At 63.8% G+C, this 24,185-nt stretch carries 11 protein-coding genes; 5 read left to right on the top strand and 6 right to left on the bottom strand.

All coding sequences use genetic code 11. The features are described from left to right. The 3 genes from RTP54_RS20395 to RTP54_RS20385 form a co-directional block, all read right to left on the bottom strand. Window positions 1-1,533 carry an aldehyde dehydrogenase family protein gene (locus RTP54_RS20395; RefSeq protein WP_112806682.1) on the bottom strand — a complete coding sequence of 511 codons (1,533 nt, stop codon included), beginning with the start codon at window positions 1,531-1,533 and terminating at the stop codon, window positions 1-3. Window positions 1,534-1,609: 76 nt separating this feature from the next. Continuing rightward, the gene (locus RTP54_RS20390; RefSeq protein WP_312365455.1) at window positions 1,610-3,046 is read right to left on the bottom strand and encodes an FAD-binding oxidoreductase; all 1,437 of its coding nucleotides are present in this window, start codon (window positions 3,044-3,046) and stop codon (window positions 1,610-1,612) included. Window positions 3,047-3,056: 10 nt separating this feature from the next. Further along, window positions 3,057-4,457 carry a VOC family protein gene (locus tag RTP54_RS20385; protein WP_312365453.1) on the bottom strand — a complete coding sequence of 467 codons (1,401 nt, stop codon included), beginning with the start codon at window positions 4,455-4,457 and terminating at the stop codon, window positions 3,057-3,059. A 113-nt stretch (window positions 4,458-4,570) separates the two neighbouring features. Here RTP54_RS20385 and RTP54_RS20380 point away from each other — a divergent pair, with 113 nt between their 5' ends. The 3 genes from RTP54_RS20380 (at window position 4,571) to RTP54_RS20370 (ending at window position 15,816) form a co-directional block, all read left to right on the top strand. Further along, window positions 4,571-5,485, top strand: coding sequence for a LysR family transcriptional regulator (locus RTP54_RS20380; protein ID WP_312365451.1), 915 nt, complete (start codon window positions 4,571-4,573; stop codon window positions 5,483-5,485). Between the two features lie 348 nt (window positions 5,486-5,833). Further along, window positions 5,834-14,449 (top strand): cyclic beta-(1,2)-glucan synthase, encoded by an 8,616-nt coding sequence (gene ndvB / locus RTP54_RS20375; protein WP_312365449.1) that lies wholly within the window; start codon window positions 5,834-5,836, stop codon window positions 14,447-14,449. A gap of 209 nt (window positions 14,450-14,658) precedes the next feature. Continuing rightward, entirely contained in the window at window positions 14,659-15,816 is a 1,158-nt protein-coding gene (locus tag RTP54_RS20370) for an OpgC family protein (RefSeq protein ID WP_312365447.1), read from the top strand. A gap of 61 nt (window positions 15,817-15,877) precedes the next feature. Here the strand turns inward: RTP54_RS20370 and RTP54_RS20365 are convergent, their stop codons facing one another. Further along, the gene (locus RTP54_RS20365) at window positions 15,878-17,635 is read right to left on the bottom strand and encodes a glucan ABC transporter ATP-binding protein/ permease (RefSeq protein ID WP_112814949.1); all 1,758 of its coding nucleotides are present in this window, start codon (window positions 17,633-17,635) and stop codon (window positions 15,878-15,880) included. A 385-nt stretch (window positions 17,636-18,020) separates the two neighbouring features. Between RTP54_RS20365 and RTP54_RS20360 the strand changes: the two genes are divergently transcribed. Both RTP54_RS20360 and pyc read left to right on the top strand, forming a co-directional pair. Next, the gene (locus RTP54_RS20360; protein ID WP_112806667.1) at window positions 18,021-18,761 is read left to right on the top strand and encodes a helix-turn-helix transcriptional regulator; all 741 of its coding nucleotides are present in this window, start codon (window positions 18,021-18,023) and stop codon (window positions 18,759-18,761) included. Window positions 18,762-18,876: 115 nt separating this feature from the next. Then, window positions 18,877-22,335: a pyruvate carboxylase gene (gene pyc / locus RTP54_RS20355; protein WP_312365444.1), complete on the top strand. Its 3,459-nt coding sequence runs from the start codon at window positions 18,877-18,879 to the stop codon at window positions 22,333-22,335. Window positions 22,336-22,711: 376 nt separating this feature from the next. Here the strand turns inward: pyc and RTP54_RS20350 are convergent, their stop codons facing one another. Then, window positions 22,712-23,473 (bottom strand): amino acid ABC transporter ATP-binding protein, encoded by a 762-nt coding sequence (locus tag RTP54_RS20350; protein WP_312365442.1) that lies wholly within the window; start codon window positions 23,471-23,473, stop codon window positions 22,712-22,714. After that, window positions 23,470-24,150, bottom strand: coding sequence for an amino acid ABC transporter permease (locus tag RTP54_RS20345; protein WP_112806768.1), 681 nt, complete (start codon window positions 24,148-24,150; stop codon window positions 23,470-23,472). Before RTP54_RS20345 ends, RTP54_RS20350 begins: the two co-directional genes overlap by 4 nt. Window positions 24,151-24,185: the final 35 nt, after the last annotated feature.

The following is a 24,185-nucleotide window of genomic DNA, read 5'->3' as shown; positions in this document are numbered from 1 at the left end:
TTATTCGATGTCGAACGAAACGCCCTGCGCCAGCGGCAGAGCCTTCGAGTAGTTCACCGTGTTGGTGGCGCGGCGCATGTAGGCCTTCCAGGAATCGGAGCCCGATTCGCGGCCGCCGCCGGTTTCCTTTTCGCCACCGAAGGCGCCGCCGATTTCAGCACCAGAGGTGCCGATGTTGACGTTGGCGATGCCGCAGTCCGAGCCGTCGACGGCGAGGAACCGTTCGGATTCCTGCATGTCGCGGGTGAAGATCGACGAGGAGAGGCCGGCAGCGACCGCATTGTGGTCGGCAACGACGGCGTCGAAGTCGCTATACTTCATCACGTAGAGGATCGGCGCGAAGGTTTCTTCGAGAACCGGACCGGCCTGCTTGGGCATCTCGACCAGAGCGGGCTTGGCGTAGTAGCCGTTGGCATAGCCGAGCTCGACGCGTTCCCCGCCGGTGACGGTGCCGCCATGGGCCTTGGCTTCGCCGATCGCCTTCTGCATGCCGTCAAACGCAGCCTTGTCGACAAGCGGGCCGACGAGGGCGGTGGTTTCGAGCGGGTTGCCGACGGAAACCGAACCGTAAGCCTTCTTCAGGCGCGGAACGAGCTGGTCGTAGACGCTTTCATGCACGAAGAGGCGGCGCATGGTGGTGCAACGCTGGCCGGCGGTGCCCATGGCACCGAAGGCGATGGCGCGCAGCGCCATGTCGAGATCGGCCGACGGGCAGACGATGCCGGCATTGTTGCCGCCGAGTTCGAGGATGGCGCGAGCGAAACGCTTGGCAAGGCGCGGGCCGACGTCGCGACCCATGCGGGTCGAACCGGTTGCCGAAACCAGCGGAACCTTCGGGTTGTCAACGAGCACTTCACCGACGGTGCGGTCGCCGATCAGCACCTGCGACAGGCCTTCCGGCGCATCGCCGAAGCGGGCAAGGGCGCGCTCGAAGATCGCCTGCGATGCAAGGGCCGTGAGCGGGGTCTTTTCCGACGGCTTCCAGACGACGGAGTTGCCGCAGACAAGCGCCAGCGCCGTGTTCCACGACCAGACGGCGACCGGGAAGTTGAAGGCGGAGATGACGCCGACGACGCCGAGCGGATGCCAGGTTTCCATCATGCGGTGGCCGGGGCGCTCGGTGGCGATCGTCAGGCCGTAGAGCTGGCGGGACAGACCGACGGCGAAATCGCAGATGTCGATCATTTCCTGGACTTCGCCGAGGCCTTCGGAGGTGATCTTGCCGGCTTCGATCGAAACCAGGCGGCCGAGGTCAGCCTTGAAGGTACGCAGTTCTTCGCCGAGCAGGCGGATCAGTTCGCCGCGCTTGGGGGCCGGAACCAGGCGCCAGGCCTTGAACGCTTCATGGGCCTTGTCGATCTTGGCGGCGGCTTCCGCTGCCGAAACGGTCTTCAGGCTGGCGATCTGCTCGCCGGTGACCGGGCTGAACGAGGCCATGTCGCCGCCGGTGTAGAGTTCCTTGGCGACGCCCATCTTTTCGAGCAGCGCTGCTGCTTCCTTGGTCACGTCGATCGTCTTCGTTGCAATGTTCATGGTCTGAACTCCCGTTTTCCTGTCTTAGATCATTGGTTAGAGCGGAATGTGGGCGGAAAACCGCGCACGCTTTTCCTCATTCCGCCCTGGCCGGTCCGAAGCGCACGCTGCCGAGTTTCCCCGGCGATGTGAGCGTCTTCAGGCCTGCGGCCATGTCCTTGAGTTTGTCGTTCGTATAAAGGTCGTAATAGGCCTGGTTGCGGCGGCCGATCGCATGTTCCGCGCTGAAGCTGCCGTGATACGTCTCGACGGCCACGGCGAAAACCCATTCGCGCAAACGCGGCTCGAATGTCGGATCGCCGAGAAGAGGGCTGTCTTTCGCCACCACCAGATTGAAGTGCACGCCGCCGTCGCCGATATGGCCGAAGTCGCAGACGGTGACGCCTGGAAACTTTTCCGGCATTTCGGCTTTCATATGGTCGCAGAAGGCCATGATGTCACCCCGGCGGAATGAAACGTCGAAGGCGATCAGCTTGCCCAGGTGCTTCACACCTTCCGAAAGCGCGTGGCGCAGCGCCCAGATTTCGTGCGGCGGGCCGACGAGGGCATCGGCAAGTGGCGCCGTCTCCATCTCCCATACTTCGGCCAGCACGGTTTCGAGTACGGCGTCGAGCGATTGTTCGCCTTCGCGGGGGGCCCAGGTGCGGCTGATTTCGGCCAGGATGACGTAATCGGGCACATGCCCGCCCTGGAACGGGTTTTTCAGCGACGGCACGTGTGCGAACGCCGCCGTGACGGCGTTGCCGGACATGCCCTCGAAGGCCGAGAGATAGGCGCCGAGCCGTTCTTCCATGGCGCGCAGCAGCGGCATCACATGGGCGCCGCTTGCCGGCACCAGCAGCGCCGTTGCCGTCTGTTGCGGCAGGCGCTCCAGGTTGAGCACGCATTCGGTGACGACGCCGAAGGCGCCCGACGTGCCGACAAAGAGCTGCTTCCAGTCGACGCCGGTGTTGTTCTTGCGCAGATCGCACTGAAGATCGAGCACGGTGCCGTCGTCATCGGCAAGGACCACGGTCATGCCCAGCACATTGCGGCGCACGTCGCCGTATTTCAGGAAACGCGAGCCGCCGGTGTTGGTGGCGATCATGCCGCCGATCCGGGGATCGGCGCCGAGATCGATCGGGAAGAAGAGGCCGTGTTCTTCCAGCCGGCGGTTGAGGTCGGATAGCCGCAGCCCGGCATCGACCCGCACCGAGCGGTTGTCGAGATCGAGTTCGAAGGCTTTGGCCAGGCGGTCGAGGCTGAGGATCGCTTCGGTGCCGGATGCGTCGGGGGTCGAGCCGGAGACAAGGCCGGTGTTGCCCGACTGCGGGATCAGGGCGATGCCGTGGCGCACGCAATAGGCGATCGTTGCCGAAGTTTCCGCTGTCGTTGCCGGCCGCAGAACGACCAAAGCCTGGCCGTGATCGTAGCGTGCGCCGGTCTCGTAGGCTTGCCTGTCTTCAGCGCGCTTGACCACACCCTTGTCGCCAAGGATGCAGGTCAGCGCGTCGATGTGTACCTGTTCGATCATCGGGACGACATCATTCCGCAGCGATGGCTGCGGTCAAGGCCCGCATGCAGCTTTCGATCGAAGCCTCTTCGATGCCGGCATAATGATCGAACTCGTTGAGAACGGTAGCGCCGAGGTCGATCTCGAAGCGTTTCTGGTTCGGGCTTGCGACAAAGTCCTGCTGCGCACCGTCGCCAAGATTGGACTGGAAGATGCCCGCGGCGCTGACCGGCAGGAAGTCTTCGTAGACGATGGCGTCGAACTGCACGAGGCAGTCGGCGATCAGCCTGTCGAGCGGGCGGCGGTCGGAGATCCGGGTCTTCAGGCCCTTCTCGGTCAGCGAATAGCTGAAATAGCCAAGTCCGGCTTCGCGAATGCCAGCCCAGGTGTCGGGGAAGCTTTCGAAGGCCTGGGCAAGCGCTGCCTCGTATTCTCGGGCGTTGGAGCCGTCGGCCGCCGGGCGCACGATCTTGCGCGAGGCTTCAAGGAGTTCGTCATAGAGCGCGCGGCCCTTGGGGGTGAGCGCAATGCCGCGCTGCTCGATCTCGCCGAAGCGGGCAGTGTGCGAACCGGCTTTCCACTCGCCGTCGCCATCACGGTAGGAGACGGCTTCTTCCAGCGCCTTGAATGAGGTCTGGCGAAGCAGGATCGGGCATTTGCGCGTCGGCGGCCCCTCGACGACCGCCTTCGGCGCGATACCGTATTCCGGCATCAGCCTCTGAACCTGGTCGATATCGAGCGTGCGCGGCGTCAGGTGGTTGATATGCGGGCCCTTGAACGACACGACGTCGGCGATCAGCCGGTGCGCGTCATGCAGGCGCTTGTACATGTCGGCGCTGACATTGGCCTTGTCGTGCCAGCGGAAGGTTTCCAGCACCTCCAGGACAAAACGTTCGGCGTCGGTCTTGTCGAGGCCGCCGTCACGCTCGGCCTTTTCGGTGAGTTCGATCGCAAGGGGGGTAAAGATCCGGCGCTCGGCAAGAATGGCGGCCGATTCGGTGCGCAGGCTCTCGTCGGCGATCAGGTCGAGGCGGAGAAGCGAGGTGAAGACGCGAAAGGGATTGCGCTTCAGAGCGGCGTCGCCGACCGGACGGAAAGCCGTCGAGTGCACGGGGACGCCGGCGGTCGAGAGATCGTAGTAGCCGACCGGGTACATGCCCATGACGGCATAGACGCGGCGCATCATCGACAGTTCGGCGGGCGTGCCGAGACGGATTGCGCCATGACGCTCCTCGGAGATGCGGTCGAGCGAATCCGTCGCGTCGAGGCGCTCTTTGAGGGCCGGGTCGGCACTGAGCGTATCGTCGTTGACCTTGGCGACCAGCTCCATCAGCGTGCCGTAGGCCGGCACTTCCTCGCGGTACATGACCGACATGGCTGCGGAAAAGGCCGAACGGATGTCATCGGCGGATACGAAACTATTCTCTTTCACTGGGGCTCGCCTCGCGCTATGGGTGAAGGACAAGGTCATTCTCATTTCGGATCATATCTGAAGGAACTGGGCATTGATCGCGTTGCTTGTGACTATGTTGATGCGAGGCTGGAATGAAGTTAAGCCGCAGACTGGTTCCTGACGTCACGACGCTGCAGGCGTTCGAATGCGCGGCGCGACACGGCAGCTTCACGCAGGCGGCCGCCGAACTCAATCTCACCCAGAGTGCCGTCAGCCGTCAGATCAAGGATCTGGAAAACCAGCTCGGCGTGCTGCTGTTCGAGCGCGTGCGCCAGCGCGTCATTCTGTCGGAGGCCGGGCAGAAGTTCCTGCCCGAGGTTCGCCGGCTGCTGAACCAGACGGAAGAGTTGATGGTCAGGGCGATGGCGTCAGCCCGCGCAGACTCGACCCTGTCGATCGCCTCGCTGCCGACCTTCGGCAGCCGCTGGCTGGTGCCGCGGCTTCCCGGTTTCCTGCGCCAGCATCCCGATACGGTGGTCAACATCGCATCGCGATCGGCGCCGTTCGATTTCGACGAGCAGAATTTCGACATCGCCATTCACTATGGTCAGCCTGTCTGGGCGCACGCCACCTGCAGCTATCTCTGCAGCGAGATCATCGTGCCGGCGGCAAGCCCGACGCTGCTTGCCGAAAATCCGGTCGCAACGCTGGAGGATATCGTCGGCGGGCCGCTCCTGCATCTGGCGACGCGGCCGAAGCTCTGGGCGCAATGGTTCGAGACCAACGGCATGGACGGGCGGGGGGCCTATCGCGGCAATCGCTTCGATCAGTTCTCGATGGTGATCGAGGCGGCGACCGCCGGTCTCGGTTTCGCCTTGCTGCCCCGCTATCTGATCGAGCAGGAGCTGGCGGCGGGAACATTGCGCATCGTTCTCGACCGGCCGATGCAGACGGAGAACAGTTATTATCTCGCGGTTCCGGAAGGCAAACTCGAAAACCCGATCAGCCTCGCCTTTCGCGAATGGATCACCGAACAGGTCGGCTCGGTTCCTTTCGCCTCTGCCTGATCGGGTCGTCGATCGGAACCTTCCCGTCGCGGCAGCGTTTGGCGACGGACGGCCACCCAGAGATGCGCCGGGAAGGGGCAAAATTGACAGATCGTTTCGAGGGTGCCATCGGCGGGCAAAGGCGCGTGCGCTTTCGCCCGGTCAGAGTGTGCGCAATTCGTTCAAACTTGAGCCGTCGATCCTTGCAAGCTGTTGGCAGCACGGCTAAAAAATGCCACTTTCATGCATCACGCGGCCTTGAAAACCAATGCGCCGCCGGCTTTGCTTTTTCCGATGCCCAGTTCAAGGGCGGTGCCAGTTTCCGCCAGTTTCCGCTTTGCCGGGAATTGACGGCGGATGGGAGGACACATGACCGTGTCTAGCAACGCGCCGGCCAAGCCTGGAACCTCAGGACCGCAGCCAACCCGGCACAACAACGAGAGCCGGGCCGATCAACCCCGGTTGGATTCAGAACCAGCACCCATGCCCCTTCATAACACGCCGTCCTCCTCTTCTCGCGAACCGGAAGCGAAATTGATCGATTACAACGATTCGATCCGCTCGACCTTTTTCTCGCTGGAGGATCTCAGGCAAAGCGGCGAGACCCTTGCGCTCAAGGGCGCACCGTCGCTGCCGGGCTTCTTCCCGTTCGAGTTCCGTCCGCGCCATCGCGAGAACGAAAACGAAATCCTGAGGGTGTATCGGGCGACGGCCGCCGACGTCGAAGCGGGGGCGTCGATCACGCCGGCCGCCGAATGGCTGCTCGACAACCATCACGTGGTCGAGGAAGCTATCCAGGAAGTGCGCCGCGACTTCCCGCGCAAGTTCTACCGCCAGCTGCCGACGATTTCCGTTGCCGGCACGGTCATACCGCGCACCATGGCGCTGGCCTGGCTCTATGTCGCGCATACGCACAGCACCGTTTCGCGGGAAAGCATCACCGCGATGGTCGAGGGCTTCCAGAAGCACGACACCTTCAAGATCGGCGAGCTGTGGGCTCTGCCGTCGATCCTGCGCTTCGTCCTGATCGAGAATCTCAGGCGCATCGCCATCCGCGTCGAGCGGTCGCGCGGCATGCGGCGCAAGGCCAACGACATCGCCGACCAGATCATCCGGCACAATGACCCGGAAAAATCCCGCGCGCTCTTGTCCGAATCCGAGGCGCTCGCCGCCGACAACACCTTCGTCGCACAGCTGCTCTACCGCATGCGCGACGGCTCGCAGACTTCCGGCTCGGTGATCGCCTGGATCGAAGAGCAGCTCGAAAAGCGCGGCAGCGACGTCGAGGACGCGCTGGTTGCGGAACAGAACCGCCTGTCGTCGGGCAATGCGACGATGAGCAACATCATCCGCAGCCTGCGCGAGATCGACGATACCGACTGGGCCGTCTGGTTCGAAAGCGTCAGCAAGATCGATGCGGCGCTGCGCGAGGGTTCCGACTACGCCGCGCTCGAATTCGGCTCGCGCAACAAGTATCGCGACACGATCGAAAAGCTGGCGCGTCGTTCCGGCCACAGCGAGTACGAAGTCACCCAGATTGCCATCGCGATGGTGAAGGAAGCCGAAGCGGCGGCGGCCGTCGAGCCGCAAATCCACGAGCCGAACGTCGGCTCCTTCCTCGTCGGCAAGCAGCGCAAGGCGCTTGAGCAGAAGATCGGCTACCGCCCATCCGTGCTGCAGAGCATCATCCGCCTCAGCCGCAAGCTCGATTGGTTTGCCATCGCCGGCCCGAACATCCTGCTGACGATCCTGGCGATGTTCGCCGTCTATTCCTTCGTCAGCCCGATGGACATCCCGAACGGCGCCAAGCTGATCATGCTGCTGTTGTTCGCGCTGCCGGCGTCGGAAGGCGCGATGGGGCTTTTCAACACGCTGGTCACGCTCTTCGTCAAACCGTCGCGGCTGGTCGGCTACGAGTTCCTCGATGGCGTGCCGGACTATGCCCGCACGTTGGTCGTCGTGCCCTGCCTGATCTCCAAGCGCGATCATGTCGACGAGCTGGTGCGCAACCTCGAGGTTCATTACCTCGCCAATCCGCGTGGCGAGATCTATTTCGCGCTCCTCAGCGACTGGGTCGACAGCAAGCTCGAGGAAACGGCGGCCGATACCGACGTGCTCGATTATGCCCGTCGCGAGGTTGCCGAGCTTTCGGCGCGCTACGCCTATGACGGCAAGACGCGCTTCTTCCTGCTGCATCGCCGCCGTCTCTTCAACGAGGCGGAAGGCGTGTGGATGGGCTGGGAGCGCAAGCGCGGCAAGCTGCATGAGCTGAACCTGCTTTTGCGCGGCGATCGGGACACCTCGTTCCTCCAGGGCGCAAACACCGTGCCGGAGAACGTCCAGTACGTCATGACGCTCGACGCCGATACGCGCCTGATGCGTGACGCGGTGACGAAGCTCGTCGGCAAGATGTACCACCCGATCAACCGCCCGGTCGTCGACCCCGAGACGCAGAAGGTGATTGCCGGCTACAGCCTGCTGCAGCCGCGCGTGACGCCGTCGCTGACGACGGGAAGCGAAGCCTCGGCCTTCCAGCGCATCTTCTCGGCCAATCGCGGCATCGATCCCTACGTCTTCACCGTTTCCGACGTCTACCAGGACATCGTTGGCGAAGGCAGCTTCACCGGCAAGGGCCTCTATCACGTCGACGCCTTCGAGGCGGCACTCAAGGGCCGGATCGAGGAGAACGCCGTCCTCAGCCACGACCTGCTCGAAGGCTCCTATGTGCGCTGCGCGCTGGTAACCGATGTCGAGCTGGTCGAGGATTTCCCGACCCGCTACGAGGTCGAGATGTCGCGCCAGCATCGCTGGGCCCGCGGCGACTGGCAGCTGCTTCCCTACATCTTCAATCCGTCGAACGGCCTGTCGATGCTCGGCCGCTGGAAGATGTACGACAACCTGCGCCGCTCGCTGATCCCCTGTGCCTGGCTCGTCGCCTCCGTCATGGGCTGGTACTACATGCAGCCGACCGAGGCGCTGATCTGGCAGATCGTGCTGATCTTCAGCCTGTTCGTCGCCCCGACCCTGTCGCTGATCAACGGCCTCCTGCCGCGCCGCAACGACATCGTCGCGCGCGCCCATCTTCACGCGGTGCTGACCGAAGTTCGTGCAGCCAATGCCCAGGTTGCACTTCGCATCGTCTTCATCGCCCATGGCGCTGCGATGATGTGCGACGCGATCGTGCGCTCGCTTTACCGTACCTTCGTCAGCCGCAAGCTAATGCTGGAATGGCGGACCGCCGCTCAGGTGCAGAGTGCGGGACACGGTAGCATCGTCGACTATTACAAGGCGATGTGGATCGCACCGGCGCTGTCGGCGATCTCGCTGGCGCTTGCTGCCATTTCGGATACGGGCCTGCCCTTCATCGGCATTCCCTTTGCGCTGCTTTGGGCCCTGTCGCCCGCCGTCGCATGGTTCGTCAGCCAGTCGGCCGAGACCGAGGACCAGCTGGTGGTTTCCGACGAGGCGATCGAGGAGATGCGCCTGATCGCGCGGCGCACCTGGCGGTATTTCGAGACCTTCGTCACCGCCGAGCAGAACTTCCTGCCGCCGGACAATTTCCAGGAAACGCCGCAACCGGTTCTGGCCGAGCGCACCTCGCCAACCAATATCGGCGTCTACCTGCTCTCGGTGATGTCGGCCCGCGACTTCGGCTGGATCGGCTTCGAAGAAACGATCAACCGCCTGGAACAGACGATCGCAACCATCGACCGGATGCCGAAATATCGCGGCCATCTGTTCAACTGGTACCGCACCAACACGCTTGAGACGATGGAGCCGCGCTACATCTCGTCGGTCGACAGTGGCAACCTGGCCGGCCATCTGATCGCCGTGTCGTCCATGTGCCGCGAATGGGCCGAGGCGCCGTCGGCGCACGTCCAGGGCAGTCTCGACGGCATCGGCGACGTGGTCGCCATTCTCGCCGAAGTGCTGAAGGAGCTGCCGGACGACCGCAAGACTGTTCGTCCGCTGCGCCGCCTGATCGAGGAGCGCATCGCCGGTTTCCAGAACGCGCTCGCCGCCGTCAAGCGCGAGCATGAGTTTGCATCGATCCGCGTGATCAACCTCGCCGTTCTCGCGCGCGACATGCACAAGCTGACCGTCAATCTCGACCACGAGGTGCGCACGGCCCAGAGCAGCGAAGTGACGAAGTGGGCAAACGCGCTCGTCACCACCTGCGAGGCGCATATTGCCGACGGCGTGTTCGATCTTGGCGCCATCGAGGCGCTGCGCCAGCGACTGGCGGTTCTGAAGGATCGCGCCCGCGACATCGCCTTCTCGATGGATTTCGGCTTCCTGTTCCGGCCGGAGCGCCGCCTGCTTTCGATCGGCTTCCGCGTCAATGCCAACGAGCTCGACGAGGCCTGCTACGACCTGCTCGCGTCCGAGGCGCGGCTCACGAGCCTGTTTGCCATCGCCAAGGGGGATCTCCCGACCGAGCACTGGTACAAGCTTGGCCGCCCGATCGTGCCGATCGGCGCGCGCGGCGCGCTGATCTCCTGGTCCGGCTCGATGTTCGAATATCTGATGCCGCCATTGGTCATGCAGGAACGTCAGGGCGGCATCCTCAACCAGACCAACAATCTGGTGGTCAAGGAGCAGATCAATCACGGCCGCCGTCTCGGCACGCCGTGGGGCATCTCGGAAGCCGCGTTCAACGCCCGCGACCATGAGCTGACCTACCAGTACACCAACTTCGGCGTGCCGACGCTCGGCCTCAAGCGTGGTCTCGGCCAGAACGCCGTCATCGCGCCCTACGCCTCGATCCTCGCCTGCATGTACGATCCGAAGGCGGCGCTCGCCAATCTCGGTCGCCTGCGCGAAGTGGGCGCGCTCGGCGTCTACGGCTTCCACGACGCCGTAGACTTCACGCCGACCCGCGTCCCCGAGGGGCAGAAATGCGCCGTGGTGCGCAACTACTATGCCCACCACCATGGCATGTCGATCGCGGCCGTCGCCAACGTCGTCTTCACCGGCAAGCTGCGCGAATGGTTCCATGCCGATCCGGTGATCGAGGCGGCCGAACTGCTTTTGCAGGAAAAGGCGCCGCGCGACATCCCGATCATGAACGCTAAGCGCGAGCCGGAATCGCTCGGCAAGGGCCAGGACGACCTGTTGCGTCCGGAGGTCCGCGTCATCGAAAATCCGCTCGCCCAGGATCGCGAAACCGTGTTCCTGTCGAACGGCCACTACGCCGTGATGCTGACGGCAACCGGTGCCGGCTATGCCCGCTGGAACGGCCAGTCGGTCACCCGCTGGAAGCCCGATCCGGTCGAGGATCGCACCGGCACCTTCATCTTCCTGCGCGATACGACGACGGGCGACTGGTGGTCGGCGACTGCCGAGCCGCGGCGTGCGGTCGGCGAAAAGCTTCTGACCCGCTTCGGCGACGACAAAGCCGAATTCGTCAAGACCGTCGGCGACCTCACCAGCGAGGTCGAGTGCATCGTCGCCACCGAGCACGATGCCGAAGGCCGCCGCGTCATCCTGCTCAACACCGGCACCCAGGACCGCTTCATCGAGGTGACCTCTTACGCCGAACCGGTGCTTTCGACCGACGAGGCCGACAGCGCCCATCCCGTCTTCTCCAAGATGTTCCTGCGCACGGAAATCAGCCGTCGCGGCGACGTCATCCACGTCAGCCGCAACAAGCGCAGCCCCAGTGACCCGGATATGGAAGTGGCGCATCTCGTCACCGACAATGCCGGCAGCGATCGTCCGACCGAGGCCGAGACCGATCGTCGCCGCTTCATCGGCCAGGGGCGCACGCTTGCTGAAGCTGCTGCCTTCGACACCGACGCGGTGCTTTCGGGAACGGACGGCTTCACGCTCGATCCGATCATGTCTCTGCGTCGCGTCGTGCGCGTTCCGGCCGGCAAGAAGGTCAGCGTCGTCTTCTGGACGATCGCCGCACCCAACCGCGAAGCCGTCGATCGCGCGATCGATCGTTACCGGCACACGGAAACCTTCAACCACGAGCTGATCCATGCGTGGACGCGCAGCCAGGTGCAGATGCGCCATGTCGGCGTCACCTCGCAGGAGGCCGCAAGCTTCCAGATGCTCGGCCGCTATCTCGTCTACCCCGACATGCACCTGCGCGCCGATACCGCGACGGTTCAGGCGGGGCTCGCATCGCAGTCGACCCTCTGGCCGCTGGCGATCTCGGGCGACTTCCCGATCTTCTGCCTGCGCATCAACGACGACGGCGATCTCGGCATTGCCCGCGAAGCCCTTCGGGCGCAGGAGTATCTGCGCGCCCGCGGTATTACCGCCGACCTCGTGATCATCAACGAGCGCGCCTCGTCCTATGCCCAGGATATGCAGCACGCGCTCGATTCCATGTGCGAGAACCTGAGGCTTCGCGGCCTCTCGGACGGCCCGCGCCAGCACATCTTCTCGGTGCGCCGCGACCTGATGGAGGCGGAGACCTGGTCGACGCTGCTATCGGCCTCGCGCGCCGTCTTCCACGCCCGCAACGGCACGATCTCCGACCAGATCGCCCGTGCCAACTCGCTCTATTCGACGCCACCGGTGAAGGGCAGCGAAACAAGCGTCCCGCTGTTGGCGGCGCCGCAGCAGCCGGCGGATGCCGTCGATGCGGCGATCGTCGGCGATGGTCTCGATTTCTGGAACGGGTACGGCGGCTTTGCCGAAGGCGGGCGCGAATATGTCGTGCGCCTGCGTGGCGGCGAGGCGACCCCGCAGCCGTGGATCAACGTCATCTCCAACGAGCAGTTCGGCTTCCACGTTTCGGCCGAAGGGGCCGCTTTCACTTGGAGCCGCAACTCACGCGACTACCAGCTGACGCCCTGGGCTAATGACGTGGTCGTCAACCGGCCGGGCGAGGCGATCTTCATTCGCGACATGGCGAGCGGCGCGGTGATGACGCCCTATGCGGCGCTGTCGCGCAATCGGTCGGTCGTTTTCGAGACGCGCCACGGGCTTGGCTATTCGACCTTCCGCAGCACGCAGGACGATCTCGATATCGAGGCCGCGCATTCGGTGCACGCCACCTTGCCGGCAAAGCTCGTGCGAGTCACGATCCGCAACCGCTCGACGTCTGCCCGCCAGCTGAAGGTCTATGGCTTTGCCGAATGGGTGCTCGGCAACAACCGCGCACGCATGGCGCCCTTCGTGCTGTCGAGCTGGGATGAGGCATCCGGTGCACTGGTTGCCACCAACCCCTACAGCATCGATTATGCCGGCCGTTCCGCGTTCTTCGCCGTCGAGGGCGGCGAAGGGTTGAGCCACACGGCCAGCCGCCGCGAGTTCCTCGGTCGGGTCGGTGGCATTCTCGTGCCGCAGGCGGTTCTTGCCGGTGCCGACCTTTCCGGCTCTATCGATGTCGACGGCGACGCCTGCGCGGCGCTGGCGACCGACCTGGTGATCGAGCCCGGCGCCGAAAGGCAGCTTACCTTCATTCTCGGCGATGCCGACACTGAAGAACAGATGCGCGCGGTGCTCGGCGAATTGCGCCAGACCCCATTCGACACGATCATCGATGCAGCCAAATCCTTCTGGAGCGCGTTCACCGACATCGTGAAGGTGGAAACACCGGATGCGGCCTTCAACACCATGATCAACAATTGGCTGCCCTATCAGAGCCTGGGCTGCCGGATCATGGCGCGTTCGGCCTTCTACCAGGCAAGCGGTGCCTTCGGCTTCCGCGACCAGTTGCAGGACACGCTGGCGTTCCTGATCCACCGACCGGAACTGGCACGTGCGCAGATCCTCAACGCAGCTGCTCGGCAGTTCGTCGAAGGCGACGTGCAGCATTGGTGGCTGCCGGGCACCGGTGCCGGCGTGCGCACGATGATCTCCGACGATGTCGTCTGGCTCGCCCATGCCGTCACCCACTACTGCGAAGTGACGGGGTCTGCCGATATCCTCGGTGAGAAGATCGCGTTCATCACCGGCCCGGCGCTCGAGGAAGGCCAGCACGACGCCTTCTACAAGCCTGAGATCTCCGATGAGATCGCCGACGTCTATGAGCATTGCGCCCGCGCGCTCGATCTGGCGATCAAGCGCAGCGGCGAAAACGGCCTGCCGCTCATTCTCGGCGGCGACTGGAACGACGGCATGAACCGCGTCGGCATCGCCGGCCGCGGCACCAGCGTCTGGCTCGGCTGGTTCCTGGCCGGCACCCTGCGCGGTTTCCTGCCCTTTGCGCGCGAGCGCAAGGACAAGGCGCGCGTCACCCATTGGGAGACGCACCTCGCTGCCTTGAAGGCGGTGCTCGACGAGGCAGGCTGGGATGGCGACTACTATCGTCGTGGTTATTACGACGATGGCACGCCGCTCGGCTCGAGCGACAGCGACGAATGCCGGATCGATTCTATCGGCCAGTCCTGGAGCGTGCTTTCGGGCGAAGGTGATGAGCAACGGTCGCAGAACGCGATGGATGCCGTCATGGCCGAACTGGTCGATCCCGACCGCCGCATCGTCCGGCTGTTCACGCCGCCGCTCGAACGAACCAGGCAGGACCCGGGCTACATCAAGGCCTATCCGCCCGGCGTGCGTGAAAACGGCGGGCAATATACCCATGCGGCCACCTGGGTCGCGCTGGCCTTTGCCGAGCAGGGACGGGCTGAGGAAGCCTGGCGTGTTTTCCAGATGCTGAACCCGGTTTCGCATGCGCTCAGCCGCGAAGACGCCGATCACTACCGGGTCGAGCCCTATGTGGTTGCGGCCGATATCTACGGCGAAGGCGCGCTTGCCGGACGCGGCGGCTGGACCTGGTATACCGGGTCGGCCGGCTGGCTCTATCGCGCCGGCGTCGAGGGTATCCTCGGCATTCGCCGGCAAGGTGAGAAGCTCGTCATCCGTCCGGTGCTGCCGGAGGCATGGGACGGCTACTCGGCCGAAGTGACGCTGAACGGCACGAAACACAAGATTTCGGTCACGCGGGATGCGAAAAGCCGCAGCCCGGTCGTCAGCATCAATAATAGTGTCACAAAAAACGCGCATGAAGGCATTTTGCTGTAACTGCCGGCACTGAGTGAACGTTGAAACCGGCTTTGCACCCGAACGGGCAAGGCCGGTTTTTTCTTGCGGATTTGCCGGCTGCGCGAGCCCTGACGGATTTGCGCATCGATCGACGGCATCGGGACATTCGTTGGCTTCCGCCATGGACATTCCGGAGCCCGTTTCAACTGGGGTGGGGCAGGGGCGCCAGATCCTGGATAAAAGACCGCATGCTGCAGAAGACATTTGGGGGCGGCCTGGACCCGACGGTATCCGCTCGCATCGCGCCGGGGGCGCGTGACACGCGCCTCGACGTGTTGAGGGCGCTCTGCCTGCTGACGATCTTCGTCAACCACGTTCCGGGCCAGTATCTCGAATACCTGACCCACAAGAATTATGGCTTTTCGGATTCGGCCGAGGCCTTCGTGCTGATCTCCGGTCTCTCGGTCGGGCTTGCCTATGGCGGCAAGTTCGTCTCAGGCGCGCGGCTGGCGCTTACGCTGAAGATCTGGCGGCGGGCGCTGGCGCTCTATGTCGCCCATATCATGACCAGTATCGTCACCTTGGCTATCTTTGCCGGCGGTGCGCTCTATTTTGGCCGGCAGGACCTGATCGGGGAGATCAACATCCGGCCCTTCGTCGAGCAGACCGAACAGGGCATCGTCGCGATGGTGCTGCTGGGCCACCAGCTCGGCTACAACAACATCCTGTCGATGTATGCGGTTCTGTTCCTGATGCTGCCGGGCATCCTCTGGCTGAACGGCATCAGCAGCCGGCTGCTGCTGATGGCGTCCGCGTTGCTCTGGCTTGTCGCCGGCGTGTTCAAGCTGGTGCCCTCCAACTTCCTCGACGAGGGTTACTGGTTTCTCAATCCCTGGTCCTGGCAGTTCCTCTTCGTCATCGGCATCGTTGCGATGACGGCGATCCGTGGGAGGGCGGTGCTGCCCCGCAGGCCGTGGCTGATCGCGATCGCCGGCGTCTATCTTGCCGTCTCGGCGCTGTGGGTGCTGTTTTCCTGGTGGAGCATCGACCTCTCCTTCGGCCTCCCGGCGGTGCTCACAGGCTTCGACAAGACCTTCCTGTCGCTGACGCGGCTGACGCATGTTCTGGCGCTTGCCTATCTCGTCGCGGTGCTTCCGGCCCTCAACCGCCGCGCCCGGCTCGATGCCGATCATCCGCTGGCGATGCTCGGCCGCCATTCCCTGCCGATCTTCATCTTTGGCACGATCCTGGCGATGGTCGGCCAGGTGCTGTTGTTCGTGACCGGCAAGAACCCGATTGCCGGCACGCTCTTCGTCATCGTCGGCATCGGCCTGCACTTCGGCTACGGCTACTATCTGGAATGGCTGCGCGGCATCACCAACGCCAAGCCGGTGCGCGCGGCCTGAACGAAAAAAGCCCCGGAGACGATCCGGGGCTTTTCGCATTGCGGGGTTTGAAGGCTGCGGCTCAGGCGGCCGTGTGGCTCATGCGGACGTCCTCGTCCGTCAGGATGCCGCTGGCGCGCAGAAGAGCGGCGAAGCGGCCGTTGCTGGCGCTGAGCTCGTTGAAGCCGCCCATTTCGACGATCCGGCCCTGATCCATGAAAATCACCAGATCGGCCTCGCGCACCGTCGACAGGCGGTGGGCGATGATGAAGGTGGTGCGGTCCTTGCGCAGCGCATCGATCGCGTCCTTCACGCGCGCCTCGGTCTCGACGTCGAGCGCGCTGGTCGCCTCGTCAAGCACCAGGATCGGTGCGTTCTTGAGGATGGCGCGAGCGATCGCGACGCGCTGGCGCTCGCCACCCGACAGGCGGTTACCGCGCTCGCCGACGACGGTGTCGTAGCCGTTGTTGCGGCTCTCGATGAAGTCGCTGGCGGCGGCGGCAGAGGCAGCAGCCATCACTTCGTCGAGCGAGGCATCGTCACGGCCAAGCCGGATGTTGTCGCAGATCGAGCGGTTCATCAGGCCGGCGTCCTGGAAGACGGTGGCGATCGAGCGACGCAGCGACTTGCGCGTCACCTTGGAGATATCGACGCCGTCGATCAGGATCTGGCCGTCACGCGGCTCGTGGACACGTTGAAGCAGGTTGACGAGCGTGGTCTTGCCGGCGCCGGTCGGGCCGACGATCGCGATCGTCTGGCCGGCCTTGGCCGTGAAGGACACGTTGCGCACGCCCTGCGTGGTGTTGGCGAAGTCGAAGGAGATATCGCGGAATTCCACTTCGCCCTTGACCGTGCCTAGTTCCGTCGCACCTGCCGGCTCTTCGCGTTCGCGCACCGAATCTTCGAGCTGGAAGAAGTCTTCAAGCTTGGCGCGGGCTTCGAAGATCTGCGTGACGAAGGCCTTCATCTGGTCGAGACGGCCGATCAGCAGGTTGGCAAAGCCGATGAAGGCGATGACTTCGCCAACCCGCAGCTCGCCGCGCTGCACGAGCACGGTGCCGATGACGAGGATCACCATCATGGAGATGGTCGAGGCAACGCGGTTAAGCGCGCTTGCCAGCGCCCACCAGTCGAGCACCGGGAACTGGGCCGAGATCAGGCGCTCGGTGAACTTCTTCAGTTCGCGCGTTTCGGCTTCGATGCGGTTGTAGCTATGGACGACCGAGACGTTGCTGATGGCGTCGGAGACGTGGGAGAAGACCGTATGGTAGTGGTTCTCGACCGAGGCCTGGCCCTCCTTGGTGCGGCTCATCACCACCTTGCTGATCATGACATAGGCAATGCCGAGCACGACGAGCACCAGCGACAGGCGAACGTCCATGGCAAAGGCAGTCGGGATCAGCAGCATCAGGGCAACGGCGGTCGCCAGGTGCTGGCGCATGAACTCGAGCCAGAGACCGAACAGCGTTTCGCAAGCGCGCAGCAGCGTATGCAGCGCATTCGACGTGCCGCGCTGGGTGTGCCAGGACAGCGGCATCGAAACGATGCGGCCGAAGGCCTCCGTCAGAAGCGTTGCCCGGCGGCCATGGGCCAGCCGGTCGGCTTCGCGGGCGACGAGAACGAAGGCGACGGTGTTGAACACGCCAAGCGCTGCCCACATCAGGAGCATCGGCGTGACTTCGCCCTTGGAGGAAATGGCGTCGATGATGCGGCCGAACAGGATCGGCTCGGCAATCGTGATGGCGGCGAGCACGACGTTGGCAAGCACGATCGCCGAGACACGAAACTTGTGAACCGCAAGATACTGGAGCGCTCTCGCATACACTTGGAACAATGACACTGTCTCACCCCTTCCGGGTACCGGATTTTGCGCCGCAGCAAATTTCGCGCGGCAAATGTGTCACGCCTAGACACTCTCCGACATACGGGCACGAGGCTCGTTCTGCCGGCCGTCAAGGCCGCTTTGGGACGGTCATGGCAATAACAAGGGAAATCAGGAGCTTGAGGCGGTATTGATGGCCGAATGCCGGTTGCCCAACTGCGAGCTTGGCGCGAGCATTCATAGTTTGCTATCTTTTCCGCCCAATTCCGATTTCTTGCGATTTTCGCACAAGACCGGGCATGGTATGTCGGATTATCGCGGGTGCAACATGAATGGCCCCTGAACGGTTCATTCATGTCCGCTTTGCGGGCCCCGCACGCCTGTTCTACCTGGAAGGTGACCCATGAATATCACGCTGCTCGTGCAGTTTCTCGCGCTGATCGAAGAGATGAAGACGCGCGAGGAAATCGTGCCGGAATTCGAGCGCTTGCTCGACCGTTGCGGCTTCGACTTCTATGGGGTCGTCAGGCAGCCGAAGCCCCACGAAAACCCGCTGAGGCTGCTGCTTGCCGGTCGCTGGCCCGAAGGCTGGCCACAGATCTACATCCGCAAGAAGTATGTGGTGATCGATCCGACCATCCGCTACCTCGGCCATGCCCAGCGCGGGTTTCGCTGGCGCGACACGCTGTTTGCCTTTCGCTCCGACCCGCATCGCAAGCGCATGGAAAGCATGATGATCGAGGGCCGCAACCACGGTCTTCACGACGGCTACATCTTCCCGGTGCACGGTCGCCGCGGCCTGCTCGGCAACCTGACGGTCGGGGGGCGGGTCGTCGATCTCAGCCCTGTCGAGATCAGCCTGTTCGACCAGATCGCCAAGCGCCTGTTCTGGAAGCTGCTGGAACTGACCGATCCGGAAATCTCGGCCGATCTTGCATCCCGCGTCGAAGTACAGATGACGCGGCGCGAAATGGAAGCGCTCAATTATCTCGCCGACGGCATGACCTCGAACGACATCAGCAAGGTGCTCGACATCTCCAGCCACACGGTCGACTGGTACATGAATGGCATCCAGGAGAAACTGAAGGGCAAGAACCGGCACCATGTGGTGGCGATTGCCTTCCGACTAGGACTGATTTCCTGATCCAATTCTCTCGGATTTCTGCTCGACTCTGAAATTGCGCTTCATTCTGCGACCCGCTAATACTTCATTTCGCGGGTGCAGCATTTCCCGCGTTTCAAGTCTTGAGGAGTCCGACTTGCCCATCTCTAAGATCCTTGTTGCCAACCGTTCTGAAATTGCAATCCGCGTGTTTCGCGCGGCCAATGAACTAGGTCTGAAAACGGTCGCGATATGGGCTGAAGAGGACAAACTGGCGCTGCACCGCTTCAAGGCGGACGAAAGTTATCAGGTCGGTCGCGGCCCGCATCTGGCGCGCGACCTCGGCCCGATCGAAAGCTACCTGTCGATCGAGGAAGTGATCCGCGTCGCCAAGCTATCCGGCGCCGACGCCATACATCCGGGCTACGGCCTGCTGTCGGAAAGCCCTGAGTTCGCCGAGGCCTGTGCGGAGGCGGGCATCACCTTCATCGGCCCGAAGCCCGAAACCATGCGCCAGCTCGGCAACAAGGTTGCAGCCCGCAACCTGGCGATCTCGATCGGCGTGCCTGTCGTGCCGGCAACCGAACCGCTGCCCGACGACATGGCGGAAGTGGCCAGGATGGCTGAGGCGATCGGCTATCCGGTGATGCTGAAAGCCTCCTGGGGCGGCGGCGGGCGCGGCATGCGCGCGATCCGCGACCCGAAGGATCTCGCCCGCGAAGTGACGGAAGCCAAGCGCGAGGCCAAGGCCGCCTTCGGCAAGGACGAGGTCTATCTCGAAAAGCTGGTCGAGCGTGCCCGCCACGTCGAAAGCCAGGTGCTTGGCGATACCCACGGCAATGTCGTTCATCTGTTCGAGCGCGACTGCTCGATCCAGCGGCGCAACCAGAAGGTCGTCGAGCGCGCACCGGCGCCCTATCTCAGCGCCAGCCAGCGCGAGGAGCTTGCCGCCTATTCCAAGCGCATCGCCGAGGCGACGAACTACATCGGCGCCGGCACGGTCGAGTACCTGATGGATGCCGACAGCGGCAAGTTCTACTTCATCGAGGTCAATCCCCGCATCCAGGTCGAGCACACGGTGACCGAGTTCGTCACCGGCATCGATATCGTCAAGGCGCAGATCCATATCCTCGACGGCTATGCCATCGGTACGCCGGAATCGGGCGTGCCCGCGCAGGAAAACATCCGCCTCAACGGCCACGCGCTGCAGTGCCGCATCACCACGGAAGATCCGGAACAGAACTTCATTCCGGATTATGGTCGCATCACCGCCTATCGCGGCGCCACCGGCTTCGGCATCCGTCTCGACGGCGGCACCGCCTATTCGGGCGCCGTCATCACGCGCTATTACGATCCGCTCCTGGAAAAGGTCACTGCGTGGGCGCCGAACCCCGATGAAGCGATCCAGCGCATGATCCGGGCGCTGCGCGAATTCCGCATCCGCGGCGTGGCGACGAACCTGACCTTCCTCGAAGCGATCATCAGCCATCCGAAATTCCACGACAACACCTACACCACCCGCTTCATCGACACGACGCCGGAGCTGTTCCAGCAGGTTCGCCGCCAGGACCGCGCCACCAAGCTGCTCACCTATCTCGCTGACGTCACCGTCAACGGTCACCCGGAAGCCAAGGGCAGGCCGCGCCCGTCGGACGAGATCGCCGCCCCCCTCGTGCCGTTCATCGGTGGCGACATCAAGCCGGGCACCAAGCAGAAGCTCGACGAACTCGGCCCGAAGAAATTTGCCGAATGGGTGAGGGCGCAGCCGCAGGTGCTCGTCACCGACACGACGATGCGCGACGGCCACCAGTCGCTGCTGGCCACCCGCATGCGCACCTATGACATCGCCCGTGTCGCCGGCACCTATGCGCGGGCGCTGCCCAACCTGTTCTCGCTCGAATGCTGGGGCGGGGCGACCTTCGACGTGTCGATGCGCTTCCTCACCGAAGATCCGTGGGACCGGCTGGCGCGCATCCGTGAGGATGCGCCGAACCTGCTCCTGCAGATGCTGCTGCGCGGCGCCAACGGCGTCGGCTACAAGAACTACCCCGACAACGTCGTCAAATACTTCGTGCGCCAGGCGGCAAGGGGCGGCATCGACGTCTTCCGCGTGTTCGATTGCCTCAACTGGGTCGACAACATGCGCGTGTCGATGGAGGCGGTCGCTGAGGAGAACAGGATCTGCGAAGCGGCCATCTGCTATACCGGCGACATTCTGAACGCCGCCCGTCCCAAGTATGATCTCAAGTACTATACCGCGCTTGCCGCCGAGCTTGAAAAGGCCGGCGCCCATATCATCGCGGTCAAGGACATGGCCGGTCTGTTGAAGCCGGCGGCCGCGCGCGTGCTGTTCAAGGCCCTGCGTGAGGCGACGGATCTGCCGATCCACTTCCACACCCACGACACCTCTGGCATCGCGGCTGCCACCGTGCTTGCGGCCGTCGACGCCGGCGTCGACGTCGTCGACGCGGCGATGGATTCGCTCTCCGGTAACACCTCGCAGCCCTGCCTCGGCTCGATCGTGGAGGCGCTTCGCGGCTCCGAGCGCGATCCGGGCCTCGATCCCGAATGGATCCGCCGCATCTCGTTCTACTGGGAAGCTGTGCGCCACCAGTACGCCGCCTTCGAAAGCGACCTCAAGGGGCCGGCGTCGGAAGTCTACCTGCATGAAATGCCCGGCGGCCAGTTCACCAACCTCAAGGAGCAGGCCCGCTCGCTCGGTCTCGAAACCCGCTGGCACGAGGTGGCGCAGGCCTATGCCGATGCCAACCAGATGTTCGGCGACATCGTCAAGGTGACGCCGTCGTCGAAGGTGGTCGGCGACATGGCGCTGATGATGGTGAGCCAGGACCTGACCGTCGCCGATGTCGAGAACCCGGCCAAGGACATCGCTTTCCCGGAATCGGTCGTGTCGATGCTGAAGGGCGATCTCGGTCAGCCCCCGGGCGGCTGGCCGGAAGGCCTGCAGAAGAAGGCGCTGAAAGGCGAGAAGGCCTATGTCGTGCGTCCGGGTTCACTGCTTGAAGCAGCCGATCTCGATGCCGAGCGCAAGGCAATCGAGGAGAAGCTCGAACGTGAGGTCAACGACTACGAATTCGCCTCCTATCTGATGTATCCGAAGGTCTTCACCGACTATGCGCTGGCGGCCGAAACCTATGGTCCCGTCAGCGTGCTGCCGACACCCGCCTATTTCTACGGAATGGCGCCGGGCGAGGAGCTGTTCGCCGACCTCGAAAAGGGCAAGACGCTCGTCATCCTCAACCAGACCCAGGGTGAGATCGACGAGAAAGGTATGGTCAAGGTGTTCTTCGAACTGAACGGCCAGCCACGCCCGATCAAGGTTCCCGATCGCAACCGCGGTGCCTCCAGCGCCATCCGCCGCAAGGCGGAAGCCGGCAACGCCGCGCAGCTCGGCGCGCCGATGCCGGGCGTGATCTCGACGGTCGCGGTCCATGCGGGCCAGGCGGTCAAGGCCGGCGACGTGCTCTTGTCGATCGAGGCGATGAAGATGGAAACGGCGCTGCACGCGGAAAAGGACGGCACGATTGCCGAAGTCCTGGTGCGCGCCGGCGACCAGATCGATGCCAAGGACCTGCTCGTCGTCTTCGGCGGCTGAGGTTTGGTGTAGGCAGGACGACAACGGCCGGATGCGAATCCGGCCGTTTTCTTATGTCTGAGGGGGAGGATGGTCGCTCTCCTGACATAGCCCGTCATTCTCCTCCGTCATCCTCGGGCTTGACCCGAGGATCCATTGCGGACGCAACAAGGTTTGCGCCGCCACCGTTGTTCGACGCGGTGAAGGCCTCGGCTTGTGGTGTGGATCCTCGGGTCAAGCCCGAGGATGGCGGCCTGTCGGAGCCTGACGACAGATCCCGGGGTGATGAACGCGCACCGGAGCTTGGCGAATGCCAGCGGCGGGTGATGGGGCGGACATTCGCCCTCCATCGACCGCGTCGCGATCGCAGCGAGGCGCTGTGCCCCTTAAGCGTTCTTCAGATATCGTAGCTGTGCGGCGCGCTCAGCGAGGCGATGAACTTCTTGGTGCGCTCGCGCTCGGGCGTCGAGAAGATCGTCTTCGGGGCGCCGCTTTCGACGATCACGCCGCCGTCGAGAAACACCACCTTGTCGGCGACGCGGGAGGCGAGCCGGAGGTCGTGGGTCGCCATCACCATGGTCGTGCCTTCGCGGGCAAGCCGGCTCAGCACCTCGACCACTTCTTCGGCCAGTTCCGGATCGAGCGCCGAGGTCGGCTCGTCGCACAGGAGCACGCGCGGCGATGGCGCAAGCGCCCGGGCGATCGCCACCCGCTGCTGCTGTCCGCCCGACAGCGTTGCCGGCCAGGCATCGGCCTTGTGTGCCATGCCGACCTTTTCGAGCAGTTCCATCGCGCGTGCCCGCGCCTTGTCGGCAGGCCATTTCAGGACGGTGACCAGGCCCTCCATGACATTGCCGAGTGCGGTCTGATGCGGGAACAGCTGAAAGTTCTGGAACACCATGCCAGTCTGGCGGCGCAGCCTCTGGATTGCCTGCCAGCCGGTCTTGCGGCCGGGCTCGAAGCTCAACGCCTCGTCACCAAGCCGGATCGCGCCTGACGTCGGGATCTCCAGGAGATTGATGCAGCGCAAAAGCGTGCTCTTGCCGCCGCCCGATGGGCCGACCAGTGCGGTCACGGTGCCTTCCGCCAGCGTGAGGGAAATGTCCTTCAGCACGAGATTGTCGCCGAAGCGCTTTTCGATATGGGAAAGCTCGATCATGTCCGCGCCTCCAGGAAGCCGCCATAGCGGGCGAAGCGGCGCTCCAGCCGTACCTGCAGGGCCGACAGCACCGAACTCATGGCGAGATAGATCAGGGCCGCTTCGATGTAGAGGATCAGCGGCTCGTAGGTGGTGGCGACGATGCGCTGCGCCGTCTGGAAAAGCTCCGGCACGGTGATGGCTGCGGCGAGCGAGGTGTCCTTCACCAGCGAGATGAAGGTGTTCGACAGCGGCGGCACGGCGACGCGCGCCGCCTGCGGCAGGATCGTGCGGCGCATCGCCTGGCTCCAGCTCATGCCGATGGAATAGGCCGCTTCCCATTGGCCGCGCGGCACAGACGAGATCACGGCGCGGATGATCTCCGAGGTGTAGGCGCCGACATTGAGCGTGAAACCGATCAACGCTGCCGGGAAGGCGTCGAGCAGGATTCCCATGCTCGGCAGGCCGTAGAAGATCACGAAGAGCTGGACGAGCAATGGCGTGCCACGGATCACCCAGACGTAGAAGCGGGCGATGGCGACGATCGGCGCCGGACCGAACAGGCGGGCGATCGCCGTTGCGAGGCCCAGCGTCAGGCCGAGAATGAACGACAGCAGCGTCAGCGGGATGGTGAATGTCAGCCCGGCCCACAGCAGGGACGGCAGCGAATCCAGCATGAGTTGGAGCCAGGTTGGCAAGGGACAGGCCTTTCGAAAAAGCGCGATCCGCTCCG

The sequence above is a fragment of the Ensifer sp. genome, from assembly GCF_031989085.1.
Taxonomy (GTDB): domain Bacteria; phylum Pseudomonadota; class Alphaproteobacteria; order Rhizobiales; family Rhizobiaceae; genus Ensifer.
The sequence above is the reverse complement of the archived record's forward strand: the minus strand, read 5'-3'. Positions and strand labels throughout refer to the sequence as shown.

What these genes read in the sequence shown, in the direction of transcription:
- RTP54_RS20395 (WP_112806682.1), bottom strand. Translation starts at nt 1,533, where the DNA reads ATGAACATTGCAACGAAGACGATCGACGTGACCAAGGAAGCAGCAGCG.
- RTP54_RS20390 (WP_312365455.1), bottom strand. Translation starts at nt 3,046, where the DNA reads ATGATCGAACAGGTACACATCGACGCGCTGACCTGCATCCTTGGCGAC.
- RTP54_RS20380 (WP_312365451.1), top strand. Translation starts at nt 4,571, where the DNA reads ATGAAGTTAAGCCGCAGACTGGTTCCTGACGTCACGACGCTGCAGGCG.
- ndvB (WP_312365449.1), top strand. Translation starts at nt 5,834, where the DNA reads ATGACCGTGTCTAGCAACGCGCCGGCCAAGCCTGGAACCTCAGGACCG.
- RTP54_RS20370 (WP_312365447.1), top strand. Translation starts at nt 14,659, where the DNA reads ATGCTGCAGAAGACATTTGGGGGCGGCCTGGACCCGACGGTATCCGCT.
- RTP54_RS20360 (WP_112806667.1), top strand. Translation starts at nt 18,021, where the DNA reads ATGAATATCACGCTGCTCGTGCAGTTTCTCGCGCTGATCGAAGAGATG.
- RTP54_RS20350 (WP_312365442.1), bottom strand. Translation starts at nt 23,473, where the DNA reads ATGATCGAGCTTTCCCATATCGAAAAGCGCTTCGGCGACAATCTCGTG.